The organism is Campylobacter sp. S4:11, assembly GCF_024723695.1.
GTDB classification, from domain to species: domain Bacteria; phylum Campylobacterota; class Campylobacteria; order Campylobacterales; family Campylobacteraceae; genus Campylobacter_D; species Campylobacter_D jejuni_C.
The window spans coordinates 22,668-45,851 of record NZ_JANQDC010000009.1 but is presented as its reverse complement, the minus strand read 5'-3'; the positions used below and the strand labels follow the sequence as shown (position 1 = coordinate 45,851).

Annotated in this window: 18 protein-coding genes and 2 pseudogenes; 10 read left to right on the top strand and 10 right to left on the bottom strand. The window is 29.2% G+C overall.

All coding sequences use genetic code 11. The features are described from left to right. Positions 1-58: 58 nt before the first annotated feature. The 6 genes from CAMP5053_RS04670 to CAMP5053_RS04645 form a co-directional block, all read right to left on the bottom strand. Positions 59-1,081, bottom strand: coding sequence for a ribonucleotide-diphosphate reductase subunit beta (locus CAMP5053_RS04670; protein WP_087699847.1), 1,023 nt, complete (start codon positions 1,079-1,081; stop codon positions 59-61). Next, on the bottom strand, positions 1,078-1,494 hold the full coding sequence (locus CAMP5053_RS04665; RefSeq protein WP_087699849.1) for an RDD family protein: 417 nt from the start codon (positions 1,492-1,494) through the stop codon (positions 1,078-1,080). The genes CAMP5053_RS04670 and CAMP5053_RS04665 overlap by 4 nt, the downstream gene beginning before the upstream one ends. After that, on the bottom strand, positions 1,494-2,102 hold the full coding sequence (pyrE, locus tag CAMP5053_RS04660; protein ID WP_337217364.1) for an orotate phosphoribosyltransferase: 609 nt from the start codon (positions 2,100-2,102) through the stop codon (positions 1,494-1,496). Before pyrE ends, CAMP5053_RS04665 begins: the two co-directional genes overlap by 1 nt. Before the next feature lie 2 nt (positions 2,103-2,104). Next, complete coding sequence (gene frr, locus CAMP5053_RS04655) at positions 2,105-2,662, bottom strand: ribosome recycling factor (RefSeq protein WP_066006378.1); 558 nt, start codon at positions 2,660-2,662, stop codon at positions 2,105-2,107. 13 nt (positions 2,663-2,675) lie between these two features. Next, a complete protein-coding gene (gene secG / locus CAMP5053_RS04650; protein WP_087699853.1) occupies positions 2,676-3,020 on the bottom strand; it encodes a preprotein translocase subunit SecG in 345 nt (114 codons plus the stop codon). A gap of 101 nt (positions 3,021-3,121) precedes the next feature. Beyond that, positions 3,122-3,823, bottom strand: a complete 702-nt coding sequence (locus CAMP5053_RS04645) for a Bax inhibitor-1/YccA family protein (RefSeq protein ID WP_087699855.1) — start codon at positions 3,821-3,823, stop codon at positions 3,122-3,124. Positions 3,824-3,983: 160 nt separating this feature from the next. On the opposite strand from CAMP5053_RS04645, the gene CAMP5053_RS04640 reads away from it, so the two are divergent. Next, positions 3,984-4,622: a carbonic anhydrase gene (locus CAMP5053_RS04640; protein ID WP_087699857.1), complete on the top strand. Its 639-nt coding sequence runs from the start codon at positions 3,984-3,986 to the stop codon at positions 4,620-4,622. Then, positions 4,619-6,490 (top strand): mechanosensitive ion channel family protein, encoded by a 1,872-nt coding sequence (locus tag CAMP5053_RS04635; RefSeq protein WP_087699859.1) that lies wholly within the window; start codon positions 4,619-4,621, stop codon positions 6,488-6,490. Before CAMP5053_RS04640 ends, CAMP5053_RS04635 begins: the two co-directional genes overlap by 4 nt. On the opposite strand, the gene CAMP5053_RS04630 is transcribed toward CAMP5053_RS04635, so the two are convergent. Together CAMP5053_RS04630 and CAMP5053_RS04625 are read right to left on the bottom strand one after the other, a co-directional pair. Then, on the bottom strand, positions 6,487-6,801 hold the full coding sequence (locus tag CAMP5053_RS04630) for a hypothetical protein (RefSeq protein WP_087699861.1): 315 nt from the start codon (positions 6,799-6,801) through the stop codon (positions 6,487-6,489). The genes CAMP5053_RS04635 and CAMP5053_RS04630 overlap by 4 nt on opposite strands. 31 nt (positions 6,802-6,832) lie before the next feature. Next, complete coding sequence (locus CAMP5053_RS04625; RefSeq protein ID WP_087699863.1) at positions 6,833-7,195, bottom strand: hypothetical protein; 363 nt, start codon at positions 7,193-7,195, stop codon at positions 6,833-6,835. Positions 7,196-7,293: 98 nt separating this feature from the next. On the opposite strand from CAMP5053_RS04625, the gene CAMP5053_RS04620 reads away from it, so the two are divergent. From CAMP5053_RS04620 to CAMP5053_RS08640, 4 genes and pseudogenes are all read left to right on the top strand, one after another. Beyond that, positions 7,294-12,579, top strand: a complete 5,286-nt coding sequence (locus CAMP5053_RS04620) for an MG2 domain-containing protein (RefSeq protein WP_337217363.1) — start codon at positions 7,294-7,296, stop codon at positions 12,577-12,579. Between the two features lie 47 nt (positions 12,580-12,626). Beyond that, on the top strand, positions 12,627-14,780 hold the full coding sequence (gene pbpC, locus CAMP5053_RS04615; RefSeq protein ID WP_337217372.1) for a penicillin-binding protein 1C: 2,154 nt from the start codon (positions 12,627-12,629) through the stop codon (positions 14,778-14,780). 192 nt (positions 14,781-14,972) lie between these two features. After that, positions 14,973-15,602 (top strand): annotated as a pseudogene (locus tag CAMP5053_RS08645) (PDC sensor domain-containing protein); the annotation flags it as partial. 1,071 nt (positions 15,603-16,673) lie between these two features. Continuing rightward, positions 16,674-17,054: pseudogene (locus CAMP5053_RS08640) on the top strand (methyl-accepting chemotaxis protein); the annotation flags it as partial. Positions 17,055-17,077: 23 nt separating this feature from the next. On the opposite strand, the gene CAMP5053_RS04605 reads toward CAMP5053_RS08640, so the two are convergent. Next, positions 17,078-18,061, bottom strand: coding sequence for an argininosuccinate synthase (locus tag CAMP5053_RS04605; protein ID WP_214100431.1), 984 nt, complete (start codon positions 18,059-18,061; stop codon positions 17,078-17,080). 65 nt (positions 18,062-18,126) lie between these two features. After that, entirely contained in the window at positions 18,127-19,914 is a 1,788-nt protein-coding gene (dnaG, locus tag CAMP5053_RS04600; RefSeq protein WP_087699139.1) for a DNA primase, read from the bottom strand. A 74-nt stretch (positions 19,915-19,988) separates the two neighbouring features. Between dnaG and CAMP5053_RS04595 the strand changes: the two genes are divergently transcribed. Genes CAMP5053_RS04595 through aroC form a run of 4 tightly spaced genes read left to right on the top strand, consistent with a single transcriptional unit; the run spans position 19,989 to position 23,134 of the window. Continuing rightward, positions 19,989-20,951 carry a hypothetical protein gene (locus CAMP5053_RS04595; RefSeq protein ID WP_261545154.1) on the top strand — a complete coding sequence of 321 codons (963 nt, stop codon included), beginning with the start codon at positions 19,989-19,991 and terminating at the stop codon, positions 20,949-20,951. Next, entirely contained in the window at positions 20,948-21,388 is a 441-nt protein-coding gene (rnhA, locus tag CAMP5053_RS04590; protein ID WP_087699143.1) for a ribonuclease HI, read from the top strand. The genes CAMP5053_RS04595 and rnhA overlap by 4 nt, the downstream gene beginning before the upstream one ends. Continuing rightward, positions 21,381-22,049 carry a ribonuclease III gene (gene rnc / locus CAMP5053_RS04585; RefSeq protein ID WP_087699145.1) on the top strand — a complete coding sequence of 223 codons (669 nt, stop codon included), beginning with the start codon at positions 21,381-21,383 and terminating at the stop codon, positions 22,047-22,049. The genes rnhA and rnc overlap by 8 nt, the downstream gene beginning before the upstream one ends. Further along, entirely contained in the window at positions 22,046-23,134 is a 1,089-nt protein-coding gene (aroC, locus tag CAMP5053_RS04580; protein ID WP_087699147.1) for a chorismate synthase, read from the top strand. Before rnc ends, aroC begins: the two co-directional genes overlap by 4 nt. The last annotated feature ends 50 nt before the right edge of the window (positions 23,135-23,184 follow it).

Genomic DNA, 23,184 nt, shown 5'->3' with positions numbered 1-23,184 from the left:
ATTAAATTAAATAAAATTTTTAGTTTAAGAAATATAAAATTTTGGGTAGTTTTGTGACTTAAAAGTCATCAAAACTCAAACTTCCCTTGGAATAATTTGTAACTTTGCTTTCAAAGAAATTGCTTTTTTGATCATTAAATTTAGAAAAATCATCCACCCATTTAATAGGATGTTTTGCATTATAAATTTTATCAAGATTAATAGCGATTAGTCTTTGATCAACAAGATAGTGAATATACTCTTCTATAATATCATCTGTAAAGCCCATGATTTGATTTTGAGTGATGTATTTACCCCATTTGATTTCAAGTTCGCCTGCTTTTTTAAACATATCATAGATTTTGCTTATATTAGTATCATTAAATAAGTCAGGCCTTTCTTTACGTACAGAATTAATCATATTTTGAAATAATAACAAATGAGTAATCTCATCTCTTTGTATAAAGCGTATCATTTGCGCTGATCCTAGCATTTTCCCTGCGCGTGCTAAAGCATAAATAGCGGTAAAACCGCTATAAAAATATACCCCTTCTAAAATTTGATTTGCTACCATAGCAAGCAAGAGTTTATTATCATCTACTTCGCCAGCTAGTTCTTCATAAATACTTGAAATGAAATCATTTTTTTCTCTTAAAGTTTCATCGTGTTTTTCCATTTCATAAATTAAGTCTGTATTTTCACAGATTGCTTCAACCATTACCGCATAAGATTTTGAGTGGTTTGCTTCCTCATAAGCTTGTCTTGCTAAAACTGCATTGATTTCAGGTGCTGTGATGTAAGGATTAATATTATCAGCAAGATTGTTTGTTTGAAAACTATCCATTGAGATAAGTTGAGACCAAACTAAATCATACATTCTTTTTTCTGCTACGGTTAGATTACAGCGATAATCAAGCGCGTCTTTGGTTGTATCTACTTCTTTTGGAAACCAAGTATTTGCTTCCATTAAATCCCAAAGTTTTAAAGCCCAAGTATATTTTGCTTTGGTGAAATTTAAAATCCCGTGAGGATTACCATTGAATACTTTTCTATCATTTAAAGTTTCATTTGATTTTGGGTTGTAAATTCTTTTTCTATTCATTTTTCTACCTTTGTTACAATAACACTTTGGCTTAAAATATCATGCAAAGCCAAAGTATCTTTTCTTAAAAAACTTACCAAAAAGCCAATTAATAAACCAAAACTTACGATAAAAATAATATAGCGTAAAAGTATTCTAAAAAAATTAAGTTTTTGGCCATTTTTAAGATCAATCAAGTATAAATCATAAGCTTTAAGTCCAGGGCTTTGGGCTTTTTTCGCTAAAAATAAGGCTTGTAAAAGCCCAAAAATTAAAGAACATAAAAAAATTATAAGTTGATTGTTTAAAAAGGCTTCTTTGGAACCAAGTGTAAAATAAAACAAATATAAAATAGGCACATAAAGCAAAAATAGATCAATCAAAAAAGCTTTAAATCTTAAAAAGCGAGTAGCTATTTTTGCTTTAGTTTTCATTAGTTTCCACGACTACCAGGTTTGATAGCTTTGGTGCCTTTTTCACAAAGTGGGCAAGTATTTGCATCATAGATGTCAAATTCGAAATTTCCTAATGCAAAAAGTGGTAAATTTTCAGGTAATTTTGCATTTTCTTTTCTTGGGTTATTTAAATTTTTTACCGCGCAAAAACCACGATTTGCTAAAGCTGCAAAGCCAACTACCTCCCCACCTAAACTCTCGATGATTTTCGCACTCTCAAGTGCTGAACCACCTGTTGTGATAATATCTTCACAAATAATAAATTTTTCACCTTTTTTTACTTCAAAACCACGTCTAAGACTCATCACTCCTTCTACGCGTTCAGTGAAAATAAAACGTTTATTACAAGCTCTAGCAAGCTCATAACCTGCTAAAATTCCACCTAAAGCAGGAGAACAAATACTATCAAATTCAATGTTAAAACTAGCAATAACTTTTGCAAGCTCCTCACAAAGCTCACCCGCTAGTTTCGGATTTTCTAAAACTTTAGCACTTTGAAGGTAAAACTCAGAGTGTTTTCCTGAGCTCAGTAAGAAATGCCCTTGTAAATATGCCCCACAATCTTTATAAATTTGTTCTAAGTTCATTATCAAACCTTTAAAAGTTCTACTTCTTTATTTTTAACTAATTCATCTACTTTTGCTGTGTAGTTATCAGTTTGCTTTTGAACTTCATCATAAGCTTTTTTAGCCTCATCTTCTGAAATTGCTTTATCTTTTTCTAATTTTTTAACCGCATCATTTGCATCTTTTCTAATATTTCTAATAGCTACTTTAGCTTTTTCTCCCATAGCTTTAGCATTTTTAGCATTTTCTTCTCTTTGTTCTCTTGTCATAGGAGGGAAGAATAATTTTACACTTTCGCCATCATTGTTTGGATTTACCCCTATGTTTGCTGCAGCTATAGCACTTTCTATAGCTTTTAGCATTGATTTCTCCCAAGGAGTAATACTAATGGTTGAAGCATCGGTTGCTAAAACCGTTGCTACTTGATTAAGCGGGGTTGCACTACCATAATAATCTACATGAATATGATCAAGTATGTTGATATTTACTTTACCAGTTCTTATAGTGGTAAAATCTTTTTTTAAAGCCTCTAGACTTTTGTCTGATTGTTGTTTTTGCTTAGTATAAATTTCATTTAGCATGGTATTTCCTTTTTTATTTGCTAGTATTGCTTTCACTAATCGGAGCACTTGGTGCGACTGGAATGCTAGTTGTGTTTGTTTCTGGTGCTTTTGGTAAAATTTGTTCTGCTTTTTCAGCAAGTGAATTAGAATTAGCGTTATTATACATATAACTTAGAGCAATTGTGTTGGCAATAAGTAAAATACCCATCACAAAAGTAAATTTGGCTAAAAATCCTGCAGGACCTTTTGCACCAAATAAACTTTCATTGCTTCCACTATAAGCTCCAAGTCCTATACTTGAACTTTTTTGTAATAAAACCGCAATACAAATAATCACAACAATTGCAAATTGCAAAATAATTAAAAGAGTAGTCATGAATTTTCCTTATTGAAAATAAAATGAGTATTTTAACTTAAAAAGTTTGATAAAAACTTGAAAGAGGTAAATAAAATTTGCGAGAAAAAATCTCGCAAATTTTATCTGCTATTAAAACTTCTTAAAATATTAAGAAGAGAGATGAAAAGGTTGATAAAATCAAGATAAAGTGCAACTGCACCTTCGATTGGTGTTTCATAATTGCCTCTAATGATGTTTTGAGTATCATAAAGGATGTAAAAAGAAAATAAAATCGCACCAATTCCAGAAATTGCTAAACTCACAAGTGAGCTTTGGAAAAATAGATTAATTAAAGAAGCTACTACGATAACGATTAAAGCTATAAAAAGCATTTTTCCCATCATAGTAAAATCTTTTTTTGTATTCATAGCAAATACACTTAAAGCACCAAAAGCTACTGTTGTTAAAGCAAAAGCTTGAGCGATAATACTAGCTCCTGCAGGAAGTGCTAAAACTGAATAAAGAAGTGGTGTTAAAGTAAGTCCTGAAACAAAAGTAAAGGCAAAAAGTAAAATTAAATTAAGTGGAGCCTCTCTTTTTTTCCATTGTAATGCAAACAATAAACCAATTTCAACGATAAATAAAATCCAAAAAGTTGCTTGAGATTGTGCAAATAAATGTGCTAAGGCAAAAATTCCTATGTAAGCACCTGCTGTTGCAGCCAACAATGAAGCAGCAAAAAGCTGATAAGTTTGTTTTATAAAAATGCTCAAATCGCTTCTAGCATAACCTTCAAATTCTTGAGTTTTAGAGTTAGAATAATCTCTATCATAAAGACTCATTAAAATCCTCCAATAATTTTTAAAACTAAAATTTACAAAAAAAAGATAAATGAAAGATTAAAACCACATAAAAATGCAATAAAAAATAAATTTAATCGATTTGTTTTAAGTAAAAATAATTTAGTATAATTCTTTATTAAAATGCAAAAAAGGACTTTTATTGAAAGACTTGATTAATGGTGCTTTAAAATTTATGCAAGAAGATTTTAAAGAGCATGCAGAACTTTTTAAAAGTTTAAAAAATAAGCAAAATCCTCATACGCTTTTTATAGGTTGTGCTGATTCAAGAGTAATACCAAATTTAATTACCAATACGGGTCCAGGAGAGCTTTTTGTTATAAGAAATATAGGCAATATAGTCCCACCTTATAGGGTAGGAGATGATTTTTTGGCAACTACTTCAGCTATTGAATATGCTTTTAATTCTTTGCATATAAAAAATGTTATAGTTTGTGGGCATAGTAATTGTGGAGGATGTGCGGCTTTGTATGCAAATGAAAATGATTTAAAAAATATGCCCAATGTTAAAAAATGGCTTACTTTGCTTGAGTCTATAAAAAGTAAAGTTTTGCAAGTAGCAGGAAGTGATTTAGCTATGCGTGCTTGGATGACAGAAAAAATGAATTTGGTTAATTCTTTACAAAATTTATTAACCTATCCAGGCATAGAAGATGCTTTAAATAAAAAAGAAATCGAACTTCATGCTTGGTATTATATTATCGAGACAGGAGAAATTTATGAATATGATTTTAATTTTGAAAATTTTATTTTAATTCAAGAGAGGATAAAAAAAGCATGAAAAAATTTTTTACTATAGTGATATTATGTTGTTTTATTAATATATTATATGCGCAAGAAAAAAATTCTTTAGAACATAAAGATAGTATTTTTACTTTAGTGCAAAATTACATAGAGCTTAATTTGCTTTTAGAAAGTTTTAAAAATAGTGATGTAAATAATACTGAGTTTCAAGATAATATTAAAGAAATAGAAAAGCAAAAAACTACGCTTTTGACTGCCCTTCCTTTAAAAATGGTATCTCAAAAAATTGATGATAAAGAAGCAAAAGATTTTTTAAAAACTAAAAATATTTTACAAAGAAGTGTTGAAAATGCACAGGCTAAAAAAAGATATTATGAGTATGTAGATAATAAAATAAAGCTTTTAAATTTAACTTCTGCAGAACATTTTTATCTTTGTATCTTTGAGCTAGAAAAGATTTTTGCTCAAGGAGCACAAAGTCAAGAAATAAAAAATGTTATTGATAAAAGTATTGACATGCTTAAGGAAGATTTGGTATTTAACTTTACCTTAGATAAAGAAAAAATTAATGATATTACCCAGCTTAGAACTTTAGAAACTAATGAAAATAATTTAAGAAATACTATCAAATCTTATAATGAAATTTTAGTTTATTTAAGAAACAATGCAAATCTACTTGAGACAAATTTTTTATTTACAGGTTTAGGGTTACAAAATGCAATTAATTACATCAATGAGCAAACTTCTATTAGCGGTGTGAATGTTGGAAAGATAGTTATTTCTGTTATTGTTATTGTTTTATTTTATTCTTTGAAATTTTATCTCGCAAAGATTTTGTATTTTATGTTAATACGTTTGTTTGGAAAAAATTCAGCTAATATGGAAATAAAAACCCATTTTTTGGAAAAGCTTCAAGGGCCGGTAGGTTGGTTTTTATTTGCTTATGCTATTGGAATTTGTTTTACTATTTTTTATTATCCTGCGCCTGTAGATATAAGAGTTAGCAATGTTTTATCTATAGTTTATACCATTTTAACTGCTTGGCTTGTGATAAATATTTTTGATAGCTATGGTATGGTAATAGTGGCAAAGCTTGCTGAAAAAAGTGGTAAGCGTGAAGTTGTGAATTTAATCATTAAAATTTTATATTTTATTATCATAGTAATAGCTGTTTTATTTGTTTTGGCTCATTTAGGTTTTAATATTTCGGCATTGATTGCATCTTTGGGTATTGGCGGTTTAGCTGTGGCATTAGCAGCTAAAGATATTATCGCAAATTTCTTTGCTTCTGTACTTTTGCTTTTTGATAATAGCTTTAATCAAGGCGATTGGGTTGAAATTTCAGGTATAGAAGGAACTATAGTTGAAATTGGACTCAGAAAAACAACCATTAGGACTTTTGATAATTCTTTGGTGTTTTTACCAAACTCAACCATAATGGGAACAAACATAAAAAATTGGAGTAAAAGAAAAATAGGACGCCATGTAAAATTATTTGTTGGTGTAACTTATGATGCAAAACCTGAACAACTTGAACAATGTGTAGAAGATATAAGATATTTACTAGCCACTAGCCCTTTGATAGCTCAAGTTGATGATAGTGCGTTAAATCACGGTGGAACACGTGCTAGATATAGACAAAATTTAGTTTCAGTAAATGATTTAGAAGGTTATAAAAATAGTACTTATGTAGCTGTGAGCGGTTTTGGTGCTAGTTCTATTGATATAGAGGTGTATTTTTATACTAAAGCAGTAGATGCTGCAGGTTTTAGAGCAGCAAGACAAAGCATTTTGCTTGAGTTAATGAAAATTGTTGAAAGAAATAAATTAAGTTTTGCTTTTCCTTCTCAAAGCCTTTATATAGAAAAAATCAACAAAGAAGATAAAGAAGAGTTATTATCTTAATAAGCTCTTCTTTGATCATCGCACTCTACTACTATTTTTTCAGCGATGATAATACTTCCATTTTTGCTGCCTTTAATTTTAACAAGGCTTCCTTTTTTTAGATCTTGCACATTGGCTTGTTTTTTATTGCTTCCAAAAATTCTGCAGTTATAAATATCTATATTTGTTTGGGGTAAAATGGTAATAATTAAGTTATTATTAAAACTTGTTTGAATACTTAATGTGTGTGCAGAGGTGTTTTTTAATATACCTTGAACTTTATAAGCAAATGTAAAAGTGCTAATGCAAATTAATATAAGAAAAAAACGCATTAAAATAACTCCTTTTTAGGAGTTATTTTGCTTAATAAGCTCTTTTTTTGCATTCGATTTTGATTTCTTTAGCGGTTATATTTTGAACTTGATTTGGAGTTTGTGGATTTGGTGTTGTTTGGGCATAGCCGTGAAAAACTTCAGCTTCTATAAAAGTTCCTACTTTTAAGTCTCTAAAGGTGCCGTATTTATCCATACCAAAAATACCACAATCATCCATATCAATTTCTGTATTTGGTAAAATTTTTATATTCATTTTCTCTCCATAAGTAGTGTCAATTAAAATAGTCTTTGCGCCATCATTTACATCTACAATTACCCCATAAATTCCATCTGCATAAGCAAAGCCTGAAAGGCTTAAAGCTGCTAATAACGTAGTGATTTTCTTTTTCATTTTTTCTCCTTTATTTTTATGCAAGAATTATATAATTTTTTGAGTGAAGCAAGAGTGAATTTAGATATAATTTGAAAAATTTACTAAATGAGGTATATATGAGAGGATTTTTACACTATTTTTTTGCTTTTTTACTTGCAGGTTTATTAGTTGCTTGTTCTAAAAATGAGGATAAAAGTTCTGCTATAAGAGCTTATGGCTTTAATGAAAATACACAGAGTGTTTTTGTAGAGTTTAACACTAATATTATTAACCAAGAAATAGGTGTTATAAAAGAAAGAGAGATTGTTGTTAATAATCAAAAGACAAAAGTTAAATACGAGTTTGAAACGCCTACAAGATTAAATATTTTAACAACTTTGAAAGCAAACCAAAAATACGATATTTTTATAGATTTAAATGATATTTTAGCTGATGAAAAAGTACATTTAAAAGTACAAACTCCTTTTGAAAAGCTAGATATTAAAGGATATTTTCAAAACATTTCAAATGATGAAAGTATGTTAGTCTTAAATATTCAAAGTTTTTATACTCTTAATAAAGACGAGTTGTTAAAAGCTATTAAAATTACTACACAAGAAAAAGAAATTCAAGTAGATAAAATTATCATTCAAGGTGATATAGCAAGTGTGTATTCTAAAGCACTTAATATTAAAAATACTAATACTAATATAAAAGTAGTTTTTGATAAAAATATTTTAGGTTTAGAAAACAATATAGATTTAGAGTATATTTTGCTTGCAAAGAGTGAATTTGTTTTTCAAAATGCAAATATAGTTAATAAAAACATAGAATTACTTTTTTCTCAAAATATCTCACAAGATCAAAATCTAAAAGAATTGATTTTTATTGACCCTGAAGTAGATTTTAAAGCATTGGCTTTTGGAAATAAAATCAAACTCACAGGAGATTTTTCTCCGAATAAAACTTATGAAATTCAACTTGCTCAAGGAATTAAAAGTGCTAATGGAATTGGCACAAAAGAAAATTATAAAACTCAAGTAAGTTTAAAAGACTATGAGCCTTCTATAAGTTTTACAAATCAAGGAGTATTTTTATCTAGTAAAGCAAGCAAAAAAATAGCTTTTAAGAGTATGAATGTTAAAAAAGTTCATTTGGAAGTTTATCAAGTCTTTTCAAACAACCTAAGTGAATATTTAAGATATAAAAACCTTCAAGGTGCAAAAAATTTAAGTGATTATGATAGTGATATTTTTTCAGAGAGTGATTACACTAGCGAAGTAGTATTAAAAAAGGATTTTGATATAAAAAACACTAAAAATCAATGGCAAGAAAATGAAATAGTATTAGATGGTTTAAAAGATTTAAGTGGTGTATTTATAGTCAAGCTTTATTTTAAAGAAGAAGATGTCGATTATGTTTTTGATGAGGGAATGGAGAGTTGGAAAAAATATAGATTTTTCAACCAAAAGGCAAAAGTAAGTAAGAACTTAATTTTTTCAGATATAGCTTTAATTACTCAAAATTTAAATAAAAAGCTTTTTGTAGATGTGAGGGATTTTACCACGCAAAAGGCTTTGAGTGGGGTCAGGGTTGATATAATTAGCAAAAGCAATCAAATTTTAGCTTCTAAAATGAGCGATGATAATGGTTTGGCTGTTTTTGATGATATTGATGAGTCAAGAGCTTTATTTATCATTGCTTCAAAAGATAAGCAAGCTTCTGTTTTACGTTTAAGTTCGCCTTTATTATATGATGGTTTTGATGTTGATGGTTTTGATTTGACTTCTCAAAATAAAGTATTTATTTACACAGAAAGAGGGGTTTATAGACCAGGTGATGCTATCCATTTAACTATGGTTGCAAGAAATGATAAAGGAGCTGTTAATCACCCTATATTTTTAAGTTTTTTTGATCCACGCAATAAAAAGCTTTTAGATAAAATCAAGCTTGATCCTTTGAGCAATGGAACTTTTTATAAAAAGATTTCACTTGATCAACAAGCTTTAAGCGGAGTGTATTTAGCTAGGGTTGAATTTGCAAATGCGGTTTTTGATAAAGAAATTTTAGTGCAAAATATAGTGCCAAATCGTATAAAAGTATCCATGCAAGCTCCAAAAACCATAAAAGAAAATGAAAAATTAGATTTTAATATTAGCTCAAAATATCTTTTTGGAGCACCAGCGAGTAATTTACAATATCAAGCTGATTTATTTGTGAATAAAAAAGAATATAAAAATTCAAAATATCCAGAGTATATTTTTTCAAATCCTAGTGTTTTAGTGCAAAAATATCAAGATAATTTAAAAGGTATTTTAGATGAAAATGGCTTTGTAAAGCAAGAATTTGCTTTAAATGATTTTTTTAAAAATACTCCATATAATCTTGAAGCTAACATAAGGGCTAGGGTTTTTGAAAAAGGTTCAAGATCGGTTGAAGCGCTTGTGAATTCACAAGTGATATTGCATGAGTATTTTGTGGGTATTAAGCGTTTAAAAAATCACTATTTAAGCTCGGGTTCTATTATCAATTTTGAAGCCATTGTGGGTGATTTAGATGAGAATTTAATAGCAAATAGGGAAATTAAATACACTATTTATGCAAATGATTATTCTTGGTGGTGGGATTATGATAATTATGATGATTTTTTAAAATCGCTCAAAAAAGATAAAAACACACAAATCATTACTCAAGGAACTATTTTAAGCAAAGATAAACCAGTTAAAATTGAGTTTGATCCAAAAGAATACCATGGTGAAATGTTCATAGAACTTGAAGATACACAAAGTAAAACAAGCACAGGAGAGTTTTTTTATATTAGTAGTTTTGGTGCGCCAAGTAATGCTGATATAGTGAGTTCTTTAAAGATTAAAAGTGATAAAAAAGAATACAAACCAAATGAAACAGCTTATATAGAATTTGAAAGTGTTAAGGGTGCAAAAGCTATTGTTACTTTAAATGATAATGCAAAGATTTTAAAACGCTTTGTGATAGATACACATGGAGATATTACAAAGGTTGAAATTCCTATTCTTAAAGAATATATGCCAAATGTTTATGTGAGCGTGATTTTACTTCAAGATTATGATCAATATACTAATGATAGAGCCTTAAGACTTTTTGGCGTGGTGCCTTTAAATGTAGTAGATGAACAAAGTAAAATCGAGCTTGATTTAAAAGCACCGGATAAAATCATGCCAAAACAAGATTTTGAAGTAGAAATTCAAAGTAAAAATAAACAAAGTTATACTTATACACTAGCTATTGTAGATGAAGGTTTGCTTGATGTGAATGCTTTTAAAACTCCAGATATTTGGGGGTATTTTTATCAAAAAATTCGCTTCAATATGAGCATATATGATACCTATGATAAAATCATTGCTAAAAATATTTCTAATGCTTCTAAGGTATTAACTACAGGTGGTGATGTTTTCTTAGAAAGTAGAGCAAATAAAAGCAAAAACGATGAAAAAACAAGACGCTTTAAACCGGTTGTATTGTTTCAAGAGCCAGTGCAAAGTGATGAAAATGGTTATGCAAAATTAAAATTTAATATGCCATCATACTTAGGTTCGGTTAGAGTTATGGTGGTGGCAAACAACTTAGCAGGTTTTGGCAGTGCTTCTAAAGATATCCAAGTTAGTGCACCTGCTGTGATGCTTGAAACTTTACCAAGGGCTTTAAGACTTGATGATGAGTTTAAGCTTTTGGTGCAAGTATTTAAGGTAGATGATGATGTAAAAAATGCAAAACTTAAACTAAAAACAAAAAATTCACTCATAAATTTTGAAAACGATGAAATTTTGATTGATTTTGACAATGAAAAAAGCAAAGATATTTATGTTAATGCAAAAGTAAATTCAAACAAGCTTGGAGTAGAAGAAATAGAGTTAAGTTTAAATGTAAAAGATTACACCTATACTCAAAATACGCAAATTGATATAAAAGCTATAAATACCATTACTTATGAGGGTAAATCTTTTAAAATTCCTGCAAATACTTCTATGGAGTTTAAAATTACACAAGATTATATTAATCCAGTGGCGTTTTTGAGTGTGGGTTCTAAGCCTATTTTGAATATAAATCATAGACTAAAATACTTGCAAAATTATCCTTATGGATGTATAGAACAAAGCACTTCAGCAGTTTTACCACAACTTTTTTTGCAAAAACTTGATCAAGGAGCAAATGAACAAAAAAATATCAACAATATTAATACATTGTTAAGTAAATATGCAAATTTTCAAACTGCTAATGGTGGCTTTGCTTATTGGCAAGGACTTAAAGATTCTGATGCTTGGGGAAGTAACTATGCAGGTATGTTTATGATTTTGGCTAAAGAAAGAGGCTATTATGTGAGTGAGGGAATGTTTAAAGCATGGCTTGATTATCAAAAACGCTATGTTTTAAAAGCTCAAACAAATAAAGAAATTAGAATAAATTCTTTATATCTTTTAGCTTTAGCCAAAGAGCCAAATTTAAGCATAATGAATGCTATTTATGAAGATAGTGCTTATTTGCAAAGCTTAAACAATGTAAGTCTTTGGCAACTTAGCGCAGCTTATAAATTAGCAGGTTTTGATGAGGTAGCTTTAAATATAGCTAAAAACTTAAGCACAAAGCCTGATGAAAAAACTAATTACACTTATACTTATGGATCTTTTTTAAGAGATGAAGCTATTATTGCAAATGCGTATAAAATAATCTATGGTAAAGATAATGATGAATTATTAGATGATATTAAAAAAACTTTAGAAAGCCAAGCTTGGCTTAGCACTCAAAGCACAGGCTATGCTTTATATGCTTTGGCAAATAGCTTTAGTGATGAAAGCTCTAAAGTTATCAATGCAAGAGTAAAAATTAATGGTGAGAGTAAAAAGCTCAATGCAAGTTTTTCTAAATTTGAGTTTAATCAAGGCAGTGCTTTGATAGAAGCTAAAGAAGATACTTTTGTACATTTTGGAGTAGAGGGTATTAAAAAAGGTATTGCTGAGCCTTTTGCACAGCGTATGTATATAGAAAGAAGTTTTTATGATGAAAATGGAAATGAAATAGATGAAAGTGCTATAAAAAGCTCTCAAATTTTTTATATGAAATTAAAAATATCAAATAAAAATTATCCAGGTGCTTCTAATATAGCTTTAACTCAAATTTTACCAAGTGGATGGGAGATAGTGCAGGATCTTTTAGATGATGAAACTCCTGATTTTGTGAAAAATTCTTATTATGATTTTGTTGATATAAGAGATGATAAGATCATGTATTTCTTCCCTTTATATTCTGATGAATCAAGAGAATTTTTTGTGAAATTAAGCGCTGTTACTCCGGGTGTTTATACTTTGAGTGGAGCTTATGCTGAAGCAATGTATGATAATGCCTATAGAACTTTAAGTGAGAGTAAAAAAGTCAAAGTAGTGCAGTGAAAATTAAAATAAGCCTTGCGATATGCTTTTTAAGCCTATGTTTTTACATGGGCTTGATTTATTTTAGTTTTGATAGCAAGGATTTATTTAAAGGCACTTATAGTAAGGTTTTGCTTGATAAAAATAAAGAAATTCTTAGTGTATTTTTAGATGCTAATGAACAATGGCATTTAGAGAGTGAGTTTATACCGCAAAAATTAAAAAGTGCAGTTATTTTATATGAAGATAAAAATTTTTATTCTCATTATGGAGTAGATTTTTTAGCACTTATAAGAGCTTTTAAAAATAATCTTTTTTCAAGTAAAAGAAGTGGTGCAAGTACAATTTCTATGCAAACAATCAAACTGCTAGAGCAAAACAAACGCACATATTTTAATAAATTTAATGAAATCATCAAAGCTTTTGCTTTAGAAAGTGCTTATGAAAAAGATGAAATTCTAAAGCTTTATTTAAACAATACTCCTTATGGAGGAAATTTAGTAGGTGTTGCAAGTGCTGGTTTGTTTTATTTTGAAAAAGATTTAAAAGATCTTACTTGGAGTGAAGCAGCTTTGCTTGCTGTGCTTCCTAATAATCCGGGTTTAATTAATCTTGAAAAAAACAAAGATAGACTTTTAAAAAAACGTAATGCCTTACTTGATAGGCTTTTTGAAAAGGGATATTTTTCTAAAGATATCTTAACTCTTGCAAAGGCTGAAAAACTTCCTAGCTTTAAAGCAAGAAAAAACTTAGCTCCGCATTTAGCGCGTAGGCTTTTAGTAGATAAAGAAAAAATCATTTCTAGTATAGATAAAAAGATTCAAATCAAATTCGAAGAAAAAGCCAAAGAATATTCTTATAAACTACAACAAAAAGGCATAAAAAATTTAGCTATATTGTTAGCAGATACTAAAACAAATAAAGTTTTAGCTTATGTAGGCTCTAATGATTTTTATGATTTTGCAAGTTTTGGTCAAGTTGATGGGGTGATAGCAAAGCGTAGTGTGGGTTCAACTTTAAAACCTTTACTTTTTGCTTTTGCCATAGATGAAGGGCTTATAGTGCCTGAATCTTTAGTGCTTGATGTGCCTACATTTTTTTCCAATTTTGCTCCACAAAATGCAAATAAAAAATACCATGGTTTTATTAGCGTAAAAGAATCTTTACAAAAATCACTTAATATTCCTTTTGTAAGCTTACTTGCAGAATATGGGTATGAGAAGTTTTTTTATAAACTCAAAGATATTTTAGATTTTGAAGATGAAAATTTTAAAAAATATGGACTTTCTTTGATTTTGGGTACAAAAGAGTTTAGTTTAGAAGATATGGTAAAAATTTATCTAGGACTTGGAAATTATGGAAATTTTAAAGAGCTTTTATATGAAGAAAATGCATTTACTAAAGAAGATAAAAAACTTATTAGTGATGGAGCAAGCTTTTTAACCTTGCAAACTTTAAAGGATTTAGATAGAGTGGGTTTGAAACAGTATGATTTTAATACTATCATCTCTTGGAAAACAGGCACAAGTTATGGCAGAAAAGATGCTTGGGCTATAGGAACTTCTCCAAAATATACTTTAGGAGTATGGGTTGGAAATTTTAATGGCGAAGCAAATGCAAATTTATATGGTGTAAGTATAGCAGGGGAATTGTTTTTTGAGCTTTTAGCTTTACTTGATAGAATTAATTTAGAATTTGAAAAACCTAATGATTTAGTTACTATCAAAATTGAAAATCAAACAGGATATAGATATGATTATAAATTTGGCTTTAAAGAAGTACTTTACCCACAAAGTGCAAATATCTTAAGAACTTCACCATTTTTAAAAGAAGTTTTTATGTACAAAAACAAAGAAGTTGATTCTTTAGATAAAAATTTTATTCACGCAAAGAAAAAGATTATATTAAATTTACCTTCTAACGCTCAAGCTTTTTTTGCTAAAGAAAAACAAATTTTACAAAGTTCTAACCAAAATTTAAAAATCATATATCCATTAAATAATCTTAATATTGTTTTGCCAAAAGACTTAAAAAGTAAGCAAAAACTACTGGTAAAACTTGTAAATCCTAAAAAAGAAAAGCTTTTTTGGTATTTAAATCAGGAATTGATTTTCGAAGGTAAAGAAGAGACTTTGCCTTTAGACTTAAAAAAAGGTAAATATGTTCTTTGTATTATCAGTGAAGATGGAACAAGTGATTTTATAAAATTTAATATATTTTAAATACAAATAATAAAAATTATTAGCTAAAAATCCATTCCCCCCCCCCCAGTTTTTAGGTTTTTGAGTAAAATAGTTAGAATTATTTACAATTATTTTAAAATATAACAAAAATATAATAATTTTTATATTTATTTAATAATAAGTATTTATAATTACGAAAAAATTTTACTAATTAATTTTCAAGGAGAAAAAATGCGTAATTGGAGTCTTGGCGTTAAAATTGTTGCAATAACAATTATCACTGTTATTTTAATTTTGAGTATTTTGTCTTTGATTATTATTAATCGCTCTACATCTGTATTGAACACTCAAATTGAAAATACACTTGTAGCATCTGTGCATCGTTACGGTAATCAAGCTGAAGCTTCTATAAAATCTTTATTTGTAAGCGCTATAGGTACTCAAAGAACTTTAAATAATCTTATTTCAGAAGGTGCCATAAATCCAAAAAGAATAGAAAATATTCTTGGAGAGGCTATTGATGCTAATAGAGAGATTGCTTATGGTTATTATTTTTTGCAAGATGGAACAGCATATAGAAATTTAGGTGTTGATGATAAATATTTTACAAACCAAAATGAATTTATGATTTTAATGCGTGATGCTGATATTGTAAATTCTGGTGGTATGGAAACTTTGGCAGCAAGCGAAGAGGTTGCAAGTACTCAAGCTATTAAAAATTTAATGAGCGGTGATAAGCTTTATTTTGGTGAGCCAAGATGGTATAACATTCATGGAAATAAATTTCTAGGACTTAATGTTGCTGCGCCTATAACAGATAAAAAAGGTAAAGCAATAGGTGTTGTTGGTATGCTTTTTGATCTTAAGCCTATTGCTACGTTTTTAAATGATTCATCAAGATCAATTTATCAAGGAGCAAGAAGAATTTTAATAGCAAGCAATGGCGTTATAGCTACACATCCAAATGCAGATTTTGTGACAAAGAAAATTACTGAAGTAAATAAAAATGCATCACATGTAGTTGAAGCACAAAAAACTATTCACGCTGGAGCGATTGACTATAAAGCAGATGATGGCGGTGAATATCATGGTGCTATAAGAGTATTTGAAGTGTGGCCAAACACCGGAATTCATTGGGCTATGTTGGCTATTGTTCCAAATGAATCTGTATATGCACCTATCGTGGATTTAAGGAATATTATTTTAGTTAGTTCAGTTATAGCAGTGATTTTTATTGTGATTGTTATTAGCACTTCAGTAAAAAGAATTGTTTCCATAAGAGTGCAAAGATTGCAAACTCACTTAATGAAATTCTTTAAATATTTAAATCATGAAGCTTCGACAGTTGAAGTTTTAACTCCTAGATATAATGATGAGCTTGGAAAAATGGCGTTAATGATTAATGACAATGTTCAATATATTCACACATGTTTAGAAAAAGACGATATAACCGTGCAAAATATTTTAGAAGTTTCTTGTGATATAGAAAAAGGACATTTTACTCAAAGAATAGAAGCAAATCCTGTTAATCCAAAGCTTGTAGAACTAAAAGAAGTACTAAATAAAATGCTTGATGATATGCAAATGAAAATTGGTAAAGACTTAAATGAAATAGAAAGAGTATTTGCTAGTTTTCAAAATCTTGATTTTTCAGATAAACTTGATAATGCAGAAGGTGAGATAGAAAAATCACTTAATGCAGTTGGTGCAGAAATTAGAAAAATGCTTCAAACTTCTTTAAATCAAGGAGAAGTATTGCAACAAAAAGCTGATTCATTAAAAGAAAGCGTTACTCAACTTAATGAAGGAGCGCAAAAACAAGCTGATTCTTTACAAGAAAGTGCGGCCGCAGTTGAAGAAATGAGTGCTTCTATGAATGCAGTGGCAGCAAGAACTGAAGAGGTTATTAAACAAAGTAGTGATATTAAAGATGTAACTGATGTTATCAGAGATATTGCAGATCAAATTAACCTACTTGCATTAAATGCTGCTATTGAAGCTGCACGTGCAGGTGAGCATGGACGTGGCTTTGCTGTTGTTGCTGATGAAGTTAGAAACCTAGCAGAAAGAACTCAAAAGTCTTTAGGTGAGATTGAAGCTAATACTAATATCTTAGTTCAATCTATTAATGAAATGGGTGAGAGTATTAAAGAGCAAGCTTTAGGGATTTCACAAATCAATCAAGCTGTTTCAGTAATAGATGGTTTAACTAAAGAAAACTCACAAATTGCACATGCAACTAATTCTGTAGCAAATGAGGTTGATTTAATGTCGGCTGAAATAGTGGCAGATGTTAGAAGAAAGAAATTTTAAAAAACTACCCTTTAAAGGGTAGTTTAATTTATAAAATACTCTTGAATTTTGTTTTTATCTTCAAAGGCCATACTTTGAAAAATTTTATCTTTAAAGCCTATTTTGTATTTTGTATTATTTTGAGTTTTAGCATAAGTTAGGGCTATGCTAAATGCAAGATCAAGATCTTGAGGATTGATATTTTCATCCACTAAAGAATAAGCACCTATTAAATCAAAGAGTTTTAATTCTTCATATTTTTGAGTTTTTAATTCTTTTAAAAATTGATTTTCTAGCTCATTTCTACCTATTATCATTTTAGAGCCATTTGGAAGTCTTAAATGACGTCCGTATTTTAAAAGTTGTGCATCATTAACTTGCATATTTTTATCAAATTTAATGAAATCTTTGATTTTATTTGAAAAACTCTCAAGTGTAAGCAAGCATCCACCACCTGGACTTTCAAAATCTTCAAAACCAAATTTGGCAGCTAGTTCAAGTTGTCTTTTTCTACTTCTTCCACTTATGTTTTCTAACTTTTCTCTATCAACCCAACCCTCACGTTCGGGCTTAGTTAAAGGTAAATTTTTAGCACACATTGGACGCAAGATTAAATCTTCTTCATCAAGAGCTAGTTTCTTTACCTTAGCCATAGCATCATTTCTTTGGCTCATAGGACGTTGACCAACTACTTCTCCTGTGATGATAAAACTTGCATTTTCATCTTTTAACATAGAAAGAGCGGTTTTAAACATAAAAGCATGGCAATCTATACAGGGGTTAAAATGTTTTCCATAGCCATATTGAGGATTAAATAAAACTTCTTGTAAGTATGCATTTCTCACATCTATCATCTCAAAACTAGCCCCTGCCATAGCAGCGCGTTTTGCCATGAGTTCGCTTTTATCACTTGTGCCACCAAAGCCTATATTGATATTTAAAGCTTTTACTTCTATACCTTGAGAGCTTATGAGTTTTATAGCAAGCATAGAATCAAGCCCACCACTAAAAAGTGCTAATGCTTTCATTTTTTCCTTTCGAAATTTTTGGCATATTGTAATAAATGTTTTTTAATTTTTATACAAGTTTTTATTTAAAAAACTTCTTCTTCAAAGTTATGATGAATTGCTTTTTTATCTTTTATATTTTTTTGCAATCTACTTAAAAATAATTCTAAGCTTTCCTCATCATCTAAAAATTGTATATTTTTTAAAACTTCCATTAGATGATTAAAAAATTTTTCATCGTTTTGATAGTTTTTTTTGATTTTTTCTAAATTTTGATTGAGTAAATTATAAATTTGCTTTTTAAGTGCTTGCTTTAAGTTTATATTTTTTAATTTATTAAAATAAGCAAAATTAATTTTGCAAATAGCATATAAAAATTCTTCTAAATTGCTTAAAATTTTAATATTTTCAACCTCATAAAGTTCTCTTATACTAGGATCATTAAAGTCTTTTTGTTCTAAAATAGCTTTAGCAATGTCTTGATGTAAGAAATATTCTTTTGTGCTTAAAAGTTTAAAAAGTCCTATGGCTTTTTGGTTTTCATATAAAAATTTCAAAAGCTCCAACTCGCTTATATTATTGATTTTGCTTTGTTTGATGGGATTGGTAAAGTTTATATTTTTTCTTGTATTTTTAGAAAGCCTTATATCACTAACATTTACACCTAAAAGATTTGCCACTAAAGTAGTGTAGGAATTTGCTATTAAAGGTTCAAGACTAAAGGTATATTTTTGTACCTCTTCTAAAGCCTTTTGCTTGCTAAGTGCTGAGTTTAAATCAAAATTTGTGATTAAACTTCTTATATAAAATTCTCCAAGTTCTATACCTTTTTCTAAAATATTAAAAAGTAATTTTTCTTGATGGCTTGCTACGAGTTCAGCCGGATCTTTTCCACCTTCTATTAAGACTACTTTTCCATCAATTTTTGCTAAACTTAGCAAATGTGCTGAACGCACAGCAGCATTAAGTCCTGCATTATCATTATCAAAGCACAAAATCACTCTTGCTTCTAGTCTTTTTATTAAAGGTATGTGATTTTCACCTAAAGCTGTTCCTAAAACTGCTACAGCATTTTTAAATCCTGCTTTATGAAAGGCTATAGCGTCCATATAACCCTCGCAAATTATCATTTCTTTTTGCTTATAAATAGCATCTTTTGCTAAATTGAGTGCATAAAAAACGCGTGATTTGTCAAAAAGTTTACTTTGGGGTGAATTAACATATTTTGCCATATTGTTTTCATCTAAAGTTCTACCACCAAAACCTATGAGTAAATTTTTATGATCATAAATACTAAAAGTAATGCGGTTGATAAAACTTGCATAAGCACCATTTTCATTTTGTTTTATTGCACCTACTTCTAGGGCTTCTTCTTGAGTGATTTGTTCATTTTGTAAAAGTCTTAGTGTTTCATTAGAGCTTGGTGCAAATCCTAGTTCAAAGGTTCTAATATCTTCATCATTTAAACCTCTTTTATAAAGATAAACTAAAGCTTCTTTATTTTTAGCTAAATTTTGTTTATAAAAAGCATTAAGAATAGGTAAGATATGGATGATGGATTTTTTGTTATCTTGTTTTTGTGAGGTGTAAGTAAGTGAAAAATTACTCCACGAAGCGACTTTTTCCACTGCTTCAACAAAGTTTAATTTCTCATAATCCATTACAAATTTAAAAACATTACCCCCAGCCTTACATGCAAAACAATGATAAAATCCTTTAATGGAATTAATATGCATACTAGGATTTTTATCATCATGAAAAGGGCAAACGCATACATAGCTTGAACCTTGTTTTTTCACTTCAACATAGTGAGCTATGATATCAACAATATCTGTTTTTTGTAAAAGTTGTTCTATACTTGCTTGTTCTATCATCTTTAAACCTTAAAGAAAATTATATAAGCATTTAGCTATAATTGTTATAAATTTGAAAATTAAGTTGCAAGGTTATGGATTTTTTCTTTGTAGAATACCGCGATCCTTTATTTGGTCTTATTGTTTTAACCGCTTTAGTTTTTATCATAGCTAGCTCACATTATATATGGCGTATTTTTGCAAATAAGGACCAAAAAAGCAAACTTGATCGCTTTGTAAAAAAATTTGAAATTAACTCTACACATCAACAAATTTTAAAAAATGCTAATTTAAGCATTGAAAATTTAAATTTTTTAGCTCAAATTTTTACTAAAAGTGGTGAATTTGAAAAAGCTGTAGGGATTTATCTTATAGCTTTGCAAAAATCAAATGAGGCAAGCCAAAAAGAGTTTATCTTTTTTTCGCTAGCACAAGTTTATCTAAAAGCAGGATTTTTAGAGCGTAGCGTAGAAGCTTTATTGAATGCTTTAAAAATCAAAGCACGTAATAAAGAAAGCTTAAAACTTTTGAAAATTGTTTATTTAAAACTTAAAGATTATGATAAGGTTTTAGATGTTTTAGAATGTTTGTTTGAGCTAGGAGAAAATATATATGCAGAAAAAGCTTTAATAAAGGCTTTGAAAATTCAAACAAGCTCTAAAGAGCAAGAGCAAAAAATAAAAGAAATTTTAGCTTTAAGTAAGAATAATGAGTTTATTTTAAGACTTTGCTTTTTGCATTATAAAGACAAACTTACTCAAATGCCTAAATTTGAAAATATCATTGATTTGCTTAATGAATGCAAAAGCCCGCTTAATCTTGAAGATGAAAAATATCATGAGTTTTTTTATGCAAAAAATTTAAGTACAAAATCTATTTCTATCAAAAATCATAAACTAAAAATTTTAAAAATTTTAAATGATAATGAGTTAAGTGCAAATCTTAGCTTTACTTATGTGTGTAATAATTGTAAAAATCAAAGTCCTTTGTTTTTTTACCATTGTCCATTTTGCTATGAATTTGGAAAATGTGAGATTTATTATGAGGTAAAAGCTTGAAAAATATTGAAATTTATACTGATGGCTCTTGTTTAAACAACCCTGGTTTTGGAGGGTGGGCTTATGTTTTAACTTATAAAAATTACCAAAAAGAACAAAGTGGGGCTTGTGAGAATACAACAAATAATCGTATGGAGTTAATGGCTATTATAGAGGCTTTAAAAGCTTTAAAAGAACCTTGTGAGGTAAAATTATACACAGATTCAAATTTAATGGTGCAAAGTATTAATGAGTGGCTTGAAGGTTGGGTAAAAAAAGATTTTAAGGGTAAAAAAAATATTGATCTTTGGAAAGAGTATTTAAAAGTAGCTAAAGATCATAAAATAACTGCTTTTTGGATCAAAGCACACAATGGCCATGAATTAAATGAGCGTTGTGATGAGCTAGCAAGAAATGCAGCCTTAAAGCTCCAAGAAGAAAGGTCAATAAATGCTTAAAAAACTCCAAGAAAGACTAAACTATCATTTTAAAAATGAGCAATTACTCATCGAAGCTTTGACGCATAAAAGTTACAAAAAGCCTTATAACAACGAAAGATTAGAGTTTTTAGGTGATGCGGTGATGGATTTAGTGGTAGGGGAGTTTTTGTTTTTTAAATTTCAAAAAGACTCAGAAGGGAACCTTTCTAAGCTTAGAGCAGCTTTGGTGAATGAAAAATCTTTTGCAACCTTAGCGCAAAAACTTGATCTTGGAACATGTATTTTTATGTCTATTGCAGAAGAAAACAACGATGGACGCAATAAGCCTTCCATACTTTCTGATGCTTTTGAAGCACTAATGGGAGCTTTGTATTTAGAAATAGGTTTTGAAAAAACTAAAAATATAGCATTAAATTTGCTTAATGAAGTTTATCCGCATATTGACACGCAAAGTTTGTTTAAAGATTATAAAACAAGATTGCAAGAAATTACACAAGCAAATATGGCGGGCACTCCTGAGTATATTGTAGTAAAGGCTTTTGGGCCTGATCATAAAAAGCAATTTGAAATTGCAGTAAAAATTCAAGGTATAGAAGTAGCAAGATCTACAGCAGGTAGTAAAAAAGAAGCCCAGCAACAATGTGCTAAAATCGCACTTGAAAAATTAGGAAAACTATGAATAGCTTTGGAGTAAGATTTAAATTTACAAGCTTTGGCGAATCTCATGGTCAAGCTATAGGTTGTGTGATAGATGGTATGCCAGCAGGGGTGAAGTTTGACTTTGATTTTTTACAAGAAATGCTAGATAAAAGAAAACCAGGTCAAAATAAATTTAGTACTCCTAGAAAAGAAGAAGATAAAGCTCAAGTTTTAAGTGGAGTTTTTGAAGGTTATACAACAGGAACTCCTATAAGTGTTTTGGTGTATAATGAAAATACACGTTCAAAAGATTATGAAAAAGATGTATTTCGTCCAGGGCATGCTGATTTTACTTATTATCACAAATATGGTATTAGAGATTATAGAGGTGGTGGAAGAGCTAGCGCTAGAGAAAGTGTAGCAAGAGTAGCAGCAGGAGCTTTAGCTTGTATGCTTTTAAAAGAGTTTGATATAGAAATAATGAGCGGAGTTTTTGGAGTAGGAAGTATTGATAGTAAACTTAGCAATGATGAGTTTGATTTTGATTATGCTAAAAATAGTGAAGTTTATGCTTTAGATAAAAATTTAGAACAAAACTTTAAAGATGAAATTTTGAAAGCCAAAAAGGCTAAAAATAGTATAGGTGCAAGAGTTTTTACTAGAGTAAAAAATCCTATCAAAGGCTTAGGTGAGCCTTTGTATGATAAACTTGATTCAAAACTTGCTCATGCAATCATGGGTATAAATGCGGTTAAAGCTGTAGAAATAGGAAGTGGTATTCAAAGTAGTTATATGAATGGAAATGAAAATAATGATGAATTAAAATATGGAGTGTTTTTAAGCAATCATAGCGGAGGATTGTTGGGTGGAATTTCTAATGGAAATTTTATTGATATAAAAACATATTTTAAACCAACCCCCTCTATATTTTTGCCCCAACAAACACAAAATATTCAAGGAGAAAATATTATACATGAGTTAAAAGGTAGACACGATCCTTGTGTAGGTATAAGAGGTAGTGTTGTAGTAAATGCTATGGTAGCAGTTTGCATGGCCGATGCTTTACTTTTAAATGCAAGCTCAAATTTGCAAAATTTACAACGTATTTATGGAAAAAATAAATAAAAATTTAATACTTGTTTTGATATGATGATAAAATATCTTTAAAAAGGGAG

Bases quoted from the DNA above. Each gene is read 5' to 3' on its own strand.
- CAMP5053_RS04665 (WP_087699849.1), bottom strand. From the start codon at position 1,494: ATGAAAACTAAAGCAAAAATAGCTACTCGCTTTTTAAGATTTAAAGCT.
- rnc (WP_087699145.1), top strand. From the start codon at position 21,381: ATGCTTAAAAAACTCCAAGAAAGACTAAACTATCATTTTAAAAATGAG.
- CAMP5053_RS04630 (WP_087699861.1), bottom strand. From the start codon at position 6,801: ATGCGTTTTTTTCTTATATTAATTTGCATTAGCACTTTTACATTTGCT.
- CAMP5053_RS04605 (WP_214100431.1), bottom strand. From the start codon at position 18,061: ATGAAAGCATTAGCACTTTTTAGTGGTGGGCTTGATTCTATGCTTGCT.
- frr (WP_066006378.1), bottom strand. From the start codon at position 2,662: ATGCTAAATGAAATTTATACTAAGCAAAAACAACAATCAGACAAAAGT.
- CAMP5053_RS04635 (WP_087699859.1), top strand. From the start codon at position 4,619: ATGAAAAAATTTTTTACTATAGTGATATTATGTTGTTTTATTAATATA.
- CAMP5053_RS04625 (WP_087699863.1), bottom strand. From the start codon at position 7,195: ATGAAAAAGAAAATCACTACGTTATTAGCAGCTTTAAGCCTTTCAGGC.
- dnaG (WP_087699139.1), bottom strand. From the start codon at position 19,914: ATGATAGAACAAGCAAGTATAGAACAACTTTTACAAAAAACAGATATT.
- pbpC (WP_337217372.1), top strand. From the start codon at position 12,627: ATGGGCTTGATTTATTTTAGTTTTGATAGCAAGGATTTATTTAAAGGC.
- CAMP5053_RS04670 (WP_087699847.1), bottom strand. From the start codon at position 1,081: ATGAATAGAAAAAGAATTTACAACCCAAAATCAAATGAAACTTTAAAT.
- CAMP5053_RS04620 (WP_337217363.1), top strand. From the start codon at position 7,294: ATGAGAGGATTTTTACACTATTTTTTTGCTTTTTTACTTGCAGGTTTA.
- aroC (WP_087699147.1), top strand. From the start codon at position 22,046: ATGAATAGCTTTGGAGTAAGATTTAAATTTACAAGCTTTGGCGAATCT.
- secG (WP_087699853.1), bottom strand. From the start codon at position 3,020: ATGACTACTCTTTTAATTATTTTGCAATTTGCAATTGTTGTGATTATT.
- CAMP5053_RS04595 (WP_261545154.1), top strand. From the start codon at position 19,989: ATGGATTTTTTCTTTGTAGAATACCGCGATCCTTTATTTGGTCTTATT.
- CAMP5053_RS04645 (WP_087699855.1), bottom strand. From the start codon at position 3,823: ATGAGTCTTTATGATAGAGATTATTCTAACTCTAAAACTCAAGAATTT.
- pyrE (WP_337217364.1), bottom strand. From the start codon at position 2,102: ATGAACTTAGAACAAATTTATAAAGATTGTGGGGCATATTTACAAGGG.